Source organism: Flavonifractor sp. An92, from assembly GCF_002159175.1.
Classification (GTDB): domain Bacteria; phylum Bacillota; class Clostridia; order Oscillospirales; family Oscillospiraceae; genus Pseudoflavonifractor_A.
Map to the genome: position 1 here is coordinate 1 of NZ_NFGZ01000009.1, position 13361 is coordinate 13361.

General features: G+C 50.4%; 13 protein-coding genes and 1 pseudogene. 4 read left to right on the forward strand and 10 right to left on the reverse strand.

From position 1 onward, the window contains the following. The 7 genes and pseudogenes from B5G43_RS07905 to B5G43_RS07940 all read right to left on the reverse strand — a co-directional run. Window positions 1-409 (reverse strand): hypothetical protein (locus B5G43_RS07905; protein ID WP_143382844.1); only part of this gene is annotated, 409 nt, incomplete at its 3' end. A gap of 119 nt (window positions 410-528) precedes the next feature. Continuing rightward, window positions 529-1059 carry a hypothetical protein gene (locus B5G43_RS07910; protein WP_087260027.1) on the reverse strand — a complete coding sequence of 177 codons (531 nt, stop codon included), beginning with the start codon at window positions 1057-1059 and terminating at the stop codon, window positions 529-531. Between the two features lie 487 nt (window positions 1060-1546). Beyond that, window positions 1547-2503 carry a metal-dependent transcriptional regulator gene (locus B5G43_RS07915; protein ID WP_087260029.1) on the reverse strand — a complete coding sequence of 319 codons (957 nt, stop codon included), beginning with the start codon at window positions 2501-2503 and terminating at the stop codon, window positions 1547-1549. A 351-nt stretch (window positions 2504-2854) separates the two neighbouring features. Beyond that, window positions 2855-4609 (reverse strand): ABC transporter ATP-binding protein, encoded by a 1755-nt coding sequence (locus B5G43_RS07925; RefSeq protein ID WP_087260031.1) that lies wholly within the window; start codon window positions 4607-4609, stop codon window positions 2855-2857. After that, window positions 4610-6412: an ABC transporter ATP-binding protein gene (locus B5G43_RS07930; RefSeq protein ID WP_087260033.1), complete on the reverse strand. Its 1803-nt coding sequence runs from the start codon at window positions 6410-6412 to the stop codon at window positions 4610-4612. It lies immediately after the preceding gene. A 90-nt stretch (window positions 6413-6502) separates the two neighbouring features. After that, window positions 6503-7123: a TetR/AcrR family transcriptional regulator gene (locus B5G43_RS07935; RefSeq protein ID WP_087260035.1), complete on the reverse strand. Its 621-nt coding sequence runs from the start codon at window positions 7121-7123 to the stop codon at window positions 6503-6505. Between the two features lie 286 nt (window positions 7124-7409). Beyond that, window positions 7410-8384 (reverse strand): annotated as a pseudogene (locus tag B5G43_RS07940) (AraC family transcriptional regulator). A 235-nt stretch (window positions 8385-8619) separates the two neighbouring features. Here B5G43_RS07940 and B5G43_RS07945 point away from each other — a divergent pair. The 4 genes from B5G43_RS07945 to B5G43_RS18120 are packed head-to-tail and all read left to right on the forward strand — an operon-like array spanning window position 8620 to window position 10594. Further along, the gene (locus B5G43_RS07945; protein WP_087260037.1) at window positions 8620-8844 is read left to right on the forward strand and encodes a FeoA family protein; all 225 of its coding nucleotides are present in this window, start codon (window positions 8620-8622) and stop codon (window positions 8842-8844) included. Window position 8845: 1 nt separating this feature from the next. Continuing rightward, window positions 8846-9271, forward strand: coding sequence for a FeoB small GTPase domain-containing protein (locus B5G43_RS18110; protein WP_343214409.1), 426 nt, complete (start codon window positions 8846-8848; stop codon window positions 9269-9271). A 20-nt stretch (window positions 9272-9291) separates the two neighbouring features. Beyond that, window positions 9292-9858, forward strand: a complete 567-nt coding sequence (locus tag B5G43_RS18115; protein WP_343214410.1) for a hypothetical protein — start codon at window positions 9292-9294, stop codon at window positions 9856-9858. Next, on the forward strand, window positions 9794-10594 hold the full coding sequence (locus tag B5G43_RS18120) for a nucleoside recognition domain-containing protein (RefSeq protein WP_343214412.1): 801 nt from the start codon (window positions 9794-9796) through the stop codon (window positions 10592-10594). Before B5G43_RS18115 ends, B5G43_RS18120 begins: the two co-directional genes overlap by 65 nt. 530 nt (window positions 10595-11124) lie before the next feature. On the opposite strand, the gene B5G43_RS17055 is transcribed toward B5G43_RS18120, so the two are convergent. The 3 genes from B5G43_RS17055 to B5G43_RS07965 form a co-directional block, all read right to left on the reverse strand. Next, window positions 11125-11325 (reverse strand): hypothetical protein, encoded by a 201-nt coding sequence (locus tag B5G43_RS17055; RefSeq protein WP_143382845.1) that lies wholly within the window; start codon window positions 11323-11325, stop codon window positions 11125-11127. Window positions 11326-11440: 115 nt separating this feature from the next. Next, window positions 11441-11662: a hypothetical protein gene (locus tag B5G43_RS07960; protein WP_087260041.1), complete on the reverse strand. Its 222-nt coding sequence runs from the start codon at window positions 11660-11662 to the stop codon at window positions 11441-11443. 75 nt (window positions 11663-11737) lie between these two features. Continuing rightward, window positions 11738-13360 carry an FAD-dependent oxidoreductase gene (locus B5G43_RS07965; protein WP_087260043.1) on the reverse strand — a complete coding sequence of 541 codons (1623 nt, stop codon included), beginning with the start codon at window positions 13358-13360 and terminating at the stop codon, window positions 11738-11740. Window position 13361 lies beyond the last annotated feature (1 nt).

A 13361-nucleotide genomic window follows, 5' to 3' on the forward strand; every position in this document is an offset into this window, starting at 1 on the left:
TACAACCGGAGTAATCATTGGAGGTCGCCATAGCGTAATAATCGCCGATCGCCGCATACACAACATACTCAGTCCCGGCCTCCAGATCGCTCACCGTCTTCGTCGCTTCCGTCTGTGCCGTAAAGGTCGGCGGCCCTGCCAAAAACTCCGGGATGCTCGCTGCCATCATGGTAGTGCTGTCAGTAATATCCCCGAAAGAGGTAATGAGCGCCTGTGCGCTGTCAAAGCCTTGCTCGCTCTTCTTCAGCACCTTATAAAAACCGATCTGGTTCGTTCCGTAATCCTTATTGTTTTTAATATGGATCGTCGCGCCGGTCTCGGTCGTTTCCGTCACCGTCACTTCGATTAAGGGTGTAGTATTCTCTGCCGCTTTAGCTTGGAACGGTGCAACTGACAGCAGCATCGCCACACTTAAACAAATTGAGATAACCCTCTCACGTAGTCTCATACCAGTTCATTTTCCGCCTTTCCAAAAATAAACGCAGGCAGAGAGTGGGTATTGTTCACCGACTCTCTGCCTGCATTGCTTTACGCCACCTTGGTCAACTGAATGTCAAAGGTCGGATCCATCTGCGATACAAAAGGATACTCCGTGGCACTGTCTGCATAGAACAATTTGAGAGACGCGGTCACTCCGCTAAGTGTCCCGTCGCTGGGCATGGCCGGGAGAGTAATCACCAGATTCGCACTGTCGTAGCGCACCTGATCACCAACGATGTTCTGCAGAACTGCCGTGCCGCCGGAAACAGTCAGTCCCTGAATAAAGCCATCTGCTGCCCACAAAAAACCCATAGGCTTGTAATCTTCAATCGGCTTGATGGGAATGAGGATCGTAACGGAGCCATCGGCGTTTTCGGAAACGGTTGCATTGCCGTTCACCGCATCCTGAGCCATAGAGGCTGTGGTAGTCCCCTCTTTCAGGAAAGCTACCCTATATTCGCCGGAAACATCAGCGGTTTCCGTAGCACTGGCGCTGACAGCCAGGGCGCAGATCAGGCACATGGCCATCACCAGGGCGCCCAGCTTCTTGAAAATGCTGTTGTTCTTGGTAGCAGTCATAAAAATACTCCTTTCGCTTTGCCGCCATGGATGGCGGCATGTAATAAGGTGAATATGAACGACCTTCCGTCTCAAGAGAAACGAATGGTGTCTTAAACCTCCCGCCGGCCGATCGAGAGGATTAGACCGAAGTCAAACAGAGAATCAGGTGTCAATATTTGTCGAAGGTTAGCTGTCGCTAACCTCTATTCTTAAAAAAAGCTTCCAATGCTTTTTGATTGGAAGAAATATTAGTGGTCTGTAATGATAATATAATGTTGTTCACAGAATGTCAATATATTTTTATAATTTATTTTTCTGCCGTTAGAATCGTGCAACCCTTGCACCCCCAATGGTTAGCAAATACTAACCTTTATTCAAATTAAAAACTCCCGCTTACTATTAGAGGGAATCATTTCCATTGATTATACCTGCATATAAAGCAAAATTCAAGATGCAGAAATGTAAAAAACAAAAAGCCAGCCGCATTAGGTTGGCTTTTTGCGCTTTACGCTTCATGATGATCGGCCTGCAGAGCAGCAGACCAAAGTTTATAGTTCTGTCCAAGGATCCGCAAAATCTGATCGATCCCACCCATTGCATCTGCGAGGGTTTTGAGCTTATTCAGTCTTCTCACTCCGCCCAAGTCCTCGCAAAGAGCAAAGAGTGCGGCCATCCCATCCTCGCCACCATTCCGGTCTGTCATTTTCTTAATCCGGGAGAACGACAGCAGGTCAGCACGCACCTTATCAATGCCGCCGGATTCCTCCAAGAATACCAAAGTCTCTTCCAGTTGATCATCACCACCCGCTCGGGCGGACAACTCTCCTTTGCGGCGGATCCCCTCAGCACCGCCGTATTGGTCAATAATGCTGATCAGGTTTCCGCTAATCGTCTGATTATTTCCCTGTCCAAAGGCGCGTGCCATGGCATTCATCACATCTACCGCATTGGCATCACAGCCCCGGATTCGGGCAGCCATTTCAACGTGATGCTGAATAGCCTCCATTGTCTTGTCTGTGATACTGTGTTCCCAATGGCAGGCCTCTTCGTCAGCCTCCTCTTTTGGGACACCCAGACAAGTCAACCATCGCTGGATCTGTTGATGCTTCTCCAGGATCTGGCTCGCCAGCTTTTCCCCTTCAGGCGTTAGCACCAAAGTCTGCTTATTGGACTTCCGTCCGCCCCGGCGCTCCAGCGGCTGGATGTAACCGGCATCCGCAAGGCGGTAGGCGGAGTAATATGCCGTCGTCAAAGCAACGCCCAGGGCCTCAGCCAAGTCGCTTACATAAGCACGGCCTTTATCAATATGAATCATTAGGATGGCTTTCAGACAGTTTTCATCTGCCTGTCTGCTGGCATCCATGCGAGCGTTACCTACAATGGCCATAGATTGGAAATCCTCCATTTTATATTGTGCGAATGTGGTTTTATATATTTTATCTGTAAGCTGCGCTTTTGTCAAATAGACGAATTATTAGAGGGTTTATTCTCCCTTTTTGATTCATCTGTTGACCTATGATTTCTCAGGATCCCCTTTTTTCAGGAGGTGAGGATGCCCAGAGCAGCAGAATTGCTGTAGAGTAGCGATTTGCGAAAGGCGGAAATTGCAGCGAGCGTAAGTAGGCTACGAAAATCAAAGCAAATTTACGGCGGTCTTTGTCCGGCACTTCGGCTGCCCACTGCTGGGGTATTCATCGCAGGGCGCGGCTTTCGTTACCTGATGGCAATTAACGCAGACTTTCAGCCCAGAAAGAAGCCCACAGTTCTTTTTATCCGGAACTGTGGGCTTCTCTCATTTCTATTGTACAAAGAATTATGGCCTTGCCCCACTCAACTGCCACTGGGCGCTTTCGGTCTGGAGCTCTACCATATGCCGGAACAGTCCGCCTTCCGCCATCAGCTCCTGCGGGGAACCCTGCTGCTCCACGCGGCCATCTTTCAGCACGACGATATGATCCGCCCCGGCCACAGTGCGCATCCGGTGGGCAATGACCAGCACCGTCTTGCCGGTCAGCAGCCGGGAGAGCGCCCCCTGCACCTTGGTCTCGTTTTCCACATCCAGGGAGGCAGTGGCCTCATCCAGCAATACGATGGGAGCGTCCTTGAGCAGCGCACGTGCAATGGAGATGCGCTGCCGCTCGCCGCCGGAGAGTTTGGCGCCGTTTTCTCCGATGGGCGTTTGGTAGCCCTGGGGTAGTTTGCTGACAAACTCCTCGCAGTTGGCGGCTTTGGCCGCGGCCATCACCTCTGCGTCGGAGGCACCTCGCCTGCCCAGGCGGATATTCTCCATCACCGTGTCGTCAAACAGCACCACATCCTGAAAAACCATGGAGTAATCTGTCAGCAGCACCTCTGGATCCACGGTAGAAATATCCACCCCACCCACTTTGATAGCGCCCCCGGTGACATCCCACAGGCGGGCAGCCAGCCGGGCGCATGTGCTTTTGCCGGAGCCGGAGGGGCCCACCAGCGCGGTGATCTCGCCTTCCTTTGCAGTAAAGCTGACATCGTGCAGGACGGCCTTTTTGTCATAGGCAAACTCCACATGGTCAAATACGATGTCGTGTCCCTTGGGATGAAAGGTTTCCGCCCCTTCGGCAATCGGGGTGTCAAACAGAGCATTCATCCGGTCTGCCGACACCTGGGAGACAAACAGCTCGGCAATCAGCGCAAGGCTCTGATCGAAGGGGGCATAGATCCGGGTAATGACCATAAGGAACAAGAACAGCAGCATGAAATCGATCTGTCCGGACAAAATTAGCCCCGCGCCCGTAAGGATCGTGGTCGCCACGCCCAACCGCATGATAACGCTGGCCCCGTTGACGAACAGGCCGGTGACCAGCTCGCCGCGGATCATGATCCGTTCATGGTCGTCGATCTTCTGGTACAGCCCGGCAAGGTACCGCTCCTCCTGATTGGTGGCACGGATCTCCCGCACATTTTCCAGCGCCTCCTGCATCCCATCCGAAACCCGCACGGCGGCGTGCTTGGTCTGCTCGGCCTGGCGTTCGGTGAGCTTCCGGCTTCCAAACAGCAGGCCAAACGCTACCGGCACTCCCCAAAGACAGGCAATAGTCAGCCGCCAGTCATACCAGAGCAGGCAGACTGCGATCACGGCGGTGGAAATGTAGGAGCCGTACAAGTAGCCCAGCACATGGCTCCAGACATGTTCCATGCGGTTGACATCGCCCATCAGGGTCTCCGTCAGGTCGGCCAGATCCCGCTTGCCAAAAAATCCAAGGGGCAGCTTGCGCAGCCGTTCCGCCAGCCGCAGCCGGGTGGTTTTCACCTCGCCGTACACAAGGCCATAGGTGGCTTTGTACTGCTGGAGATGGGTGAGAAAGGAAAGAAGCGCAAACACTAAAAGTCCGGCCAGTACAGGCAGGGAGTCGGTCAGGGACACACCGTCGGTCAGAGACGCCATCAGGCCGGACATCACAAGGTACAGGATGCTGACTCCGCCCATGACCACCAGATTGACGACCACCGTCCAGAAGGTGCCCTTTTTGGTGTTCTGTACACCCTGATCCGTCAGGGCATATTTCCGTTGAAATTTTGCTCCGAACATTTATTTCCCCTCCTTGCCGCTTTCCATTTTCCACTGGATCGCCCGATTGTAGTCGGCCCACATCCGGGTGTACAATCCGCCTGCCGCAATCAGCTCCCCGTGGGTACCCTGCTCTGTCACCCGGCCACCCTCCAGCACCAGAATCTTATCCGCACCCACCACCGTGGAGAGCCGGTGGGCAATCATGATGACCGTACGATTCTTTGTCAGCCGTGCGAAGGCTTTCTGAATCAGCGCCTCATTTTCCGGATCAGCGAAAGCGGTGGCTTCATCCAGCACCACGATGGGGGCATCTTTCAAAATGGCCCGTGCCAGCGCGATGCGCTGTGCCTCGCCGCCGGAAAGATAAGTCCCCTCGGTTCCGATCACAGTATCCAGTCCCTGGGGCAGCTTTTCCAGAATGTCGCCGCACTGTGCGGCTTCCAGGGCAGCCAGCACCTGCTCACGGCTGGCGTCGGGGCGGGAAGCCCGAACATTTTCCAGAATGCTGGCCTTGAACAGACGGTTGTTCTGAAACACAAAAGCGACCTGATCCATCAACACATGGGGGTCGATCTGACGTACATCCACGCCGCCCACTTCGACAGTGCCGGTGTCTGCGTCCCAGAACCGGGGAATCAGACTGGCGGCTGTGGTCTTGCCCCCGCCTGAAGGCCCTACCAGCGCCACTGTCTGTCCGGGCTCGGCAGTGAAGGAGACATGGGACAGGGCGGGAGACTGCGCGCCGTTGTAGGTAAAGCTCACATCCCAGAATACCACCCGGTTGTCCCTGGGGGACTGTGGATGATCCGGCACCGCCAGCATCGGCGCGTCCATGACTGGCTGGAAACGGCCCAGAGCGGTGTCGGCCAGCATCATACCGGAAGCCGCAAACATGATTTTGGCCAGTGCGGTGGAAATGATGGCGGAGAATACAGCGTAGAAGGCGAAATTTGTGACAAACCCCGCAAAATCACCGGAAGCCAGCGCGCCGGGAGCCAGGAACAGCACCACCGGCACCAAAAACAGAAAGGCGCCCTCAGTAAAGGTCAGGTTGATGGACTGCGGTACGCGGCACACATCACCTTGATAGTGCTCCGCCTTGGTGCTGTAGTCCTCAATGGCCTGCTGGAATGCCTTGAAAGAGTACACAGTCTGCTGGAAGATCTTGACCACCGGGATACCGCGCACATATTCTGTGCCGGATTTGGTCATACGATCCTGGGCCGCCTGGTATTCCGCCATCAGCCCGGCGTTCTTGCCGCCCATCATGCTGAACATGGCAAGGATGGAGATCACCGCCGCCAGCAGGCAGGCCGCGCCCATACGCCAGTCAAATACAAACATCAGCACCAGCATGGCGAGAAACAGGGTGATCGTACCCACGATGTCCGCCAGATTGTGGGCCAGCAACGTTTCTGTATCGGCGGCCGCTGCATCCAGCCGGCTGCGGATCAAACCGGAGGCATTGGCGTCAAAATAGCCCAACGGCGCCTGCATCACATGTGCCATGCCCTGTTTGCGAATGTTGGACGCCGTGCGGAACGCCGCCAGATGGGTGCACATCAGACCCAGGAAGTAGATGAGGATGCCGCCCACCGCGAAAGCGAAGGCGATCCAGCCGTAGTCCGTCACGCTCCGGGCCTGCGTCCAGTCCGGCGCCACAGCGATCAGATCCCGTGCTGCCAGCCAGATGCAGAGGTACGGGATCATGCTACACACCATGGACACCGCCGACAGCCCCAACCCCAGAAAGGTGAGCCGCCGGTGGCTGCCTGCATATCCCAGCAGGACGGTCAGAGCGTTTTGCTTCTTTTGCTTCACAAATATTCCTCCTTTTCAGGTTAGTTATTGCTAACCATTGGTGTAAAAAGAAAGGGGAGCAGCCCCTATCTTACTGAAAAATGGTGCGGCTCATGACTGGCCGATCAGCTTCAGCCATCCAGCGGTGTAAAAATCCCGCAGCTGGTCCACATACCGCACGGCCTGCTCCTTTGGCATATCGTGGACGACGATCTCGAAGATGCCGTTGAACATCCCGCTGGCGATGATGTGACACAGCTGTGCATCCAGCTGGGGGCATTCATGCCCCAGACGGTGCAGAACCTCCAGGTATTGGAGGGTGTATTCCACTTCGACCTCCACCATGTTGTGGACGAAATGCTCATAGCTGGTGCCCTCAGCCTTGCACAGCAGCAGCTTCACCTGCTCCCGGTGGTCACAGATGTAGTCCACCATCCAATGCACACATTGACTGGACTCCAGCCCCATGTGTTCCGGCTGTTCCAGCTCTGGCAGCTCGGCAAAGGAGGTCTGGGCCTCCATGAATCGGCCCATCAGTGCAGCGGCATGGGGCTCCACAATGGATGCAAAGAGCGCCTCTTTGCTGGAGAAATAGCCGTAAAATGCGCCGGTGGTGACACCAGCCTGCTTCACAATCTGCCGCAGAGAGGCACCCTGAAAGCCTTTCTCCGAGAATTCCTCTATGGCAGCCCGCTGGATTTTTTCCAGCGTGGCGGTAGACTTTTCTTCCATGTGTCTCCCTCCATATAACAGTGCTATATAACACTGTTATAATAAGATAAGTAGCGTAGTTTGTCAAGGACCAGTGCATGAAGCATTCAATAAAAGAGGTTACTGCATAAAAATAATGCAGCAACCCCTTTAGAAAATCTATCGCGTTACTTTTATCTCCTATAGGAAAGTCCCCAAAACTGTTCATAGATTTTAGTATAGGTAAATACCCCACCTCTGTTGGTAACCGGCTGCAGGAAAAGCGGGTTAGCCCGGAACAAAATGTCCAGAAGTGGTCGACAAATTATTATGTTCGTCTCATTAAGTGCCTATATTCCTCTGGTAAAAGTCCTGTACTTTTTTGAAATAGACTTGAAAAGTGTCCGGCATGGTTATACCCAACAGCTTTAGCTATTTGGTTTATTTATAAATCAGTTTTAAGTAGCATGTATTCTGCCTGTGCGATCCTTTTATTTTGGATATATTCGGTGAGTGTACATCCGCAACATCTCTTAAAGCAATATCGGAGCTTTGACTGGCTCATACAAGCAATTTTTGCTAATTGCTCTATACGCAAGTCAAAAGCAAAGTGATCTGCAATATAAGATTTTACAGTATCTAAATTTTGTATATCTTCAAAAGACAACTCCCTTTTTACTTGATATGAAGTTTTAGAAACAGTTGTCTTTTCAAGGATAAGAGAAACAGCGTCAGCAACTTTGCTTTCATAGAATAAATGTGCTGTGGCACCAACTCCTTGAAATGCCTGTATTTGTCTCATCAGGAGTAATAGTTCTGGAAAATCGGAACTGCCGTCTATATTAAGAAAGGCCGCTCTTGGATCTGGAAACTTATCAGGATATTTTAAGTTTAGGTAATTACAAAAATATCCTGGTACGAGCATTAGTTGCATTCCCCGAATTGGAATATCTTTATGATACTTTACACGGAAAATCTGCTGATCAGAAACATGTCCCCTAACACAATTTGCATTTAATCTTTTATACGTGGTCAGTTGTTCTGCAGATACTGTATCATAATATGCAATGGACATAAAATCAGGTTGTTTGTACTCTATCACCGTATCTTCTTTGAGCCGTAAATCCATCACGGCCAGCGCAAACATTCCTTCGCGCTCATAGTACCAATAATACCCTTCCCCTAAATGGGAAGATAATTCATAATACTTCCCTTCTCTATTGAGGTTTCCAGGATTATCAGAGGGATAAAATCCCCATTGTGAAAGACAAGGCAACATCAATTCTTTAATCGGATCTGCCATCGCTTATTCCTCACTATCCCTATTCAACAAATTTATATCACGTTTCAGCAAACTTCCTTCAAAGCTATTGTACAGACTGTTTCAATGCTGTAAAGTAAATTGTTAGAAGTTAGCTATGTCTAACCATTGCTTTTATGTATAACAGATTTTACATTTTATTTCAAGTGTTTGTATCAGTCAATCTATCAAAAAGGGCTTTTACATAGGCTTGAAGAAAGGAAGAAGGGATTAGAAAGTGGGAAAGCTGAGTGATGTTGCAGAACACCAAAAAGTTAAAATCACCTCTATTGATGGAGATACACGATTTTTAACTCGTATCACCTCTATTGGTTTGACCGTCGGAGGCATTGTTCAGATGGTTAGTAATCAAAAAAAGCGGCCTTTGTTGGTTTATAGCAGAAATACTTTGATTGCTGTAAACCGCAAGGAAAGTGAAAAAATAGTTGTGGAGGTGATTTGAAATGTCCAAACAGACAACTATCGCGTTATTAAGCCAGCCTAACGCCGTTAAATCAACATTGTTTAATGGCTTAACAGGCTCAAAACAACATGTTGGAAATTGGCCCGGAAAAACGGTTGAAAAAAAGGAAGGGCATTTTTCACATAATGGAACAAGCTATACGATTATCGACCTTCCTGGTACATATAGCCTTTCAGCAAACTCCAACGAGGAAATCGTGACCAGAGATTATATCGCGTCTGGAAATGCCGACCTTGTTTGTATTTTGGCCGATGCTTCACAATTAGAGCGGAGTTTATTTATGTTAGCGGATTTTGCTGGAATAACAACTCCCGTCATGGTTGTATTAAATATGATGGATGTTGCCGCACAGCAAAAAAACAAATTGATTGTGATGCAATCGCACAGAAACTTAATGTTCCTGTAATCGGAATGTCGGCCGCTAATTTGAAAGACTATGAAGCCTTTTATCAAGGGCTTGAAGCTGCATTAAAGTCTCCCAGAACATTAGACGTAAGTAACATTTTTTCCCTATATAGAACCCGGATCGGGGAGAACTTTCAATCACTAATAGATTTGCTCCCCGATAATGGTATTGATGCCTATTCCAGAATGTGGCTTGCTGTCAAATTGATCGAAAATGATAGCGTAATAAAAGACAAGGTACCTGCTCTTGTATCGGAAAATGCTTGGGAAGATATAGATGCGTTGCTATCCGCTATCAATAAAGGAAACTTATTAACTGGAGATTGCAAATTTCAATGGATCGATACTATTTTGGCTGGATCGGTTTCCGAGCCACAAACAGAAAAAGAAATACAAAGCAAATTTGATCGTCTTGCTACCAGCCGCCGCTGGGGGAAAGCCTTTAGCGATTGGAATTATTTTAGCGGGGCTTATTGCTTCACTGGTAATCGCGTTGCCCCTTATCAAAATAATGGATGTTGTAATGAGCGCAATACAGTCTGGGGTATCTTTTGGGCTGGCTTCAATAGGAGTGCCTGCTTTTATTGATGCACTTTTGTGCGATGCTATTCTTAGTGCCACTAAATTTGCTTTGCAAATGCTTTGTTTCGTTTTTGGTGTCAGCTTCGTCTTCGGATTTATTGAAGAAGTCGGATACATGGCTCGTATATCATATGTATTTGATGGAACAATGTCAAAATTAGGATTGCAAGGAAAGGCCATTATGCCGTTCTTGGTGAGCTTGGGGTGTAATATTGGCGGCTCATCTGGCACAAGAGTATTAGACTCTTGGGGGCAAAGGGTAACGGCGATCGCTACATCATGGGTTGTACCTTGTTCTGCTACCTGGGGTGTTATCGGTCTAATGTGCGGGACTTTTTTTGGCGCAGGAGCAATTTTAGTCATTATTGCTCTATTTGCTGCGGCTCTCTTACACATTATGATTACTTCCAGAATATTCGGAAGAAAACTTTTACAAGAAAATGATCGGTGCGGTATGATTATGGAATTACCGCCCTACCATAAACCGAAGTGGAAAAATCTTTTCCGCTTCGTTGAGAAAAGATTAGGCGATGTATTTAAACGGGCTATGAAGATTATTGTTCTTGTTGCCGTATTCTTCTGGTTGCTCTCCTATACACCAGACGGAAACATTGCTAACAGCTTTATTTATAAAATTGGTGTTGCTATTGAGCCTATAACTCTTGGTGTATTAGCGGCGCTATTTGATCTCGGCTCGTCCGCCGGCAACTCTGGCGTTTGGGGCGCTATGTTTTCAAGCTGAGTTACAGATAGCGCCGCTTTGAGCGGCACACTTTTGACTATGGTGAGCAAGCCAGAAGCTCTTGCTTATATTTTTGCATTTTTCTTCAATGTGCCTTGTATTGCGGCTATGGGTAGCGCATTTCAGGAAATTCATTCTTGGAAGTGGACAATAAAGATTATCTTGTATTACATTTTTGTCACTTTGATTTTGTCCACTATCGCATATCATATAGGATTGTTGATATTCTGAAATGTTGAATGAAATTATGGCGCTTATGCGCGCAGGGCACATGTGGAGCATTTCTGACATAGCCGAAAAGTTAAACACATCAGAAAGCCGGGTAAGAGCCGCAATCGAGTTTTTAGAGCAAACGGGATATATTAAACAGACAAGCATGACGGGGTGTAGTGGACAGTGCAAAAACTGTCATGGCTGTGATGGGCTGGACAATTTATCTCATCCATTATTTGTTTGGGAGATAAGAAAATAAACATTAGCAAACAGAAAAACGGGCAAGGTAATCTTCCTGTCCATTCAAACTTTTAATTTCAATAGGCGTTCAAATTATTCTGCCCTATCAGGGAAAGAAAAACGCTGATACGGCAGGTAATTTGAGCGCCTTTTTTATTTTTCTGCAGCGGTTTTGAAATGAAAAAAGTCAGCCCCTCAACCCGTCCAACTTTAAAATTTTTTCCCCTTCCTTTTTCAAGATATATGATCAGCAGCACTCCTTTTTTAGTCCCGGCCATAAAAAACGTCGCTTTTCACGAAGAAATAGCGACGTTTTAATGTTGACTAGCTCTGTTTTATTATATTCTATGAATATACCCTTGTATAAAACCCTCTTCAAGTATCCTCCGGCACTTACTTTTTTGAGAAAAAGGCAAGGTAGCAGGAGTAAATAATGACACCGATAGTAATGAGAATAGCAATCAGACACTGTGGTTCTTTCATGTACTCCCAAGCATTGAGGAGCCATGTGCCGTGAAGCATCTCCAAGGATTGTATTACTTTAAGACAGTACAATTCGGCTGAAAGAAACAATAAACCTAAAATTATACCGCCAATGCCCCAATGTTTTTTCATAAAGACAACTCCTCTCAAATCTATACCACCGTATTACTAAAGCCTGCCGCACGGTTTGTGCGGCACGCCTAGTACCTATGGCATCAGCAACTCCAGCAGCTGCCGGATATTCTTTTTTCCGAAGGAGATCTGCTCCCCGCCGTTGACCACCAGGCAGGGCACGCTCATCACCTGATATTGTTCCCGCAAATCAGGGAAATGGTTCAGATCATACACCTGAGCGGAAATATCAGGATGGGCCGCCGCCAGACGCTGCGCCGCCGTTACCAGTTCCGGGCACATGGTACAGGAGAGGGACACCAGTACCTGAAGTTCCACCGGTTTCCGGATGGCCCGGATAGCCGCCTCAGTCTCCTCATCCAGAGCCTGGCCCGGCCCGGCCGCATTGTAGAGCCCCAGGACAAAGGAGGTAAACTCATGGCCGCCGGGCACGCCGTGAAAGGCCAGGCCTGTCCAGCTACCGTCGGAGCGGCAGATCTGGACACAGGGAAGATGCTCGACCTTGGACGGATCGCCCTGCTCCACCGACAGCTTGTCGCTCTGGGCAGCCAACTCCTGCATATAGTGCTCCAGCTCGGCGGAGACAGGTGTTTCGTCCAGGCAGAGCTGCAGAATCAGGGAGGAAGCCATCCGATCGAATACCGTGTGGAGCTGGGAGAGCATCTCCCCAGTAAACAGACCGCTTTTCGCCTGTACCTGGACCTCCGGTTCCGGCGCCCGGCTCTTGGGAGCCTGGGGCCGCAGACCGGTTTTCTGCTGCATGGCAGCGCACAGCCGCTCCAGCTCGGTGGCGGCCAGAGCACCGTCGCCCACAGCGGTGACCACCTGGCGCAGAGGCTTGACACACACATCGCCGGCGGCATACAGACCATCCGCCGTGGTTTTCTGGCTGCGGTCCGTAAGGATATAGCCCTGTCCGTCCAGCTCAGCCAGACCCTTGACAAGCTCGGTAGCCGGCTCATAGCCGGCGAACACAAACACGCCGAAGGTTTCCCCGTCCGCTGCTTGATGCTCCGTCTCCTGTCCGGTTTTGGCATTACGCATCCGGATGCTGCGCAGCGCAGTATCTCCTGAAACCTCCTCCACCACCGTATTGGTGAGAATGGTGATCTTCTCATGGTTCCGGGCAGCGTCCGCCGTGGCCTGGGCACAGGTAAAATCATCTCCCCGGATAAGGATGGTCACATGCCGGGCGTACTTGGTGAGAAACACGCTCTCCTCCGCTGCGGCAAAGCCGCCGCCCACCACAAAGACATCCTTTCCGGTGAAAAACTCTCCGTCGCAGGTGGCGCAGTAGGCCACACCCCGGCCCCGGAACTGCTCCTCACCCCTGAATCCCACCATGCGGGGGTGAGCGCCGGTGGCCAGCAGCACACCGAAGCAACTCAACGCCCCACGGCTGGTGCGGACGGTTTTCACATCGCCCTCCAGCTCCAGGCCGGTGACCTCTGCCAGCAGGAATTCCGCGCCGAAGCGTTCCGCCTGTCTGCGCATGGTCTCGGTCAGTTCAGCGCCGCTGGTGCGCTCCACGCCGGGGTAGTTGACCACCTCCGAGGTAATGGTGATCTGTCCGCCGAAGCGTTCCTGTTCCACCACCACCACACGATAACGGGCACGAGCCAGGTAGAGGGCGGCAGTCAGTCCCGCCGGGCCTCCGCCGATGACCACCACGTCATAGAGATGTTCCATCTGTTCCATG

Coding starts and splice junctions, on each gene's coding strand:
- B5G43_RS07910 (WP_087260027.1), bottom strand. CDS start 1,059: ATGACTGCTACCAAGAACAACAGCATTTTCAAGAAGCTGGGCGCCCTG.
- B5G43_RS07925 (WP_087260031.1), bottom strand. CDS start 4,609: ATGTTCGGAGCAAAATTTCAACGGAAATATGCCCTGACGGATCAGGGT.
- B5G43_RS07935 (WP_087260035.1), bottom strand. CDS start 7,123: ATGGAAGAAAAGTCTACCGCCACGCTGGAAAAAATCCAGCGGGCTGCC.
- B5G43_RS18110 (WP_343214409.1), top strand. CDS start 8,846: ATGTCCAAACAGACAACTATCGCGTTATTAAGCCAGCCTAACGCCGTT.
- B5G43_RS18120 (WP_343214412.1), top strand. CDS start 9,794: ATGAGCGCAATACAGTCTGGGGTATCTTTTGGGCTGGCTTCAATAGGA.
- B5G43_RS17055 (WP_143382845.1), bottom strand. CDS start 11,325: ATGGCCGGGACTAAAAAAGGAGTGCTGCTGATCATATATCTTGAAAAA.
- B5G43_RS07960 (WP_087260041.1), bottom strand. CDS start 11,662: ATGAAAAAACATTGGGGCATTGGCGGTATAATTTTAGGTTTATTGTTT.
- B5G43_RS07965 (WP_087260043.1), bottom strand. CDS start 13,360: ATGGAACAGATGGAACATCTCTATGACGTGGTGGTCATCGGCGGAGGC.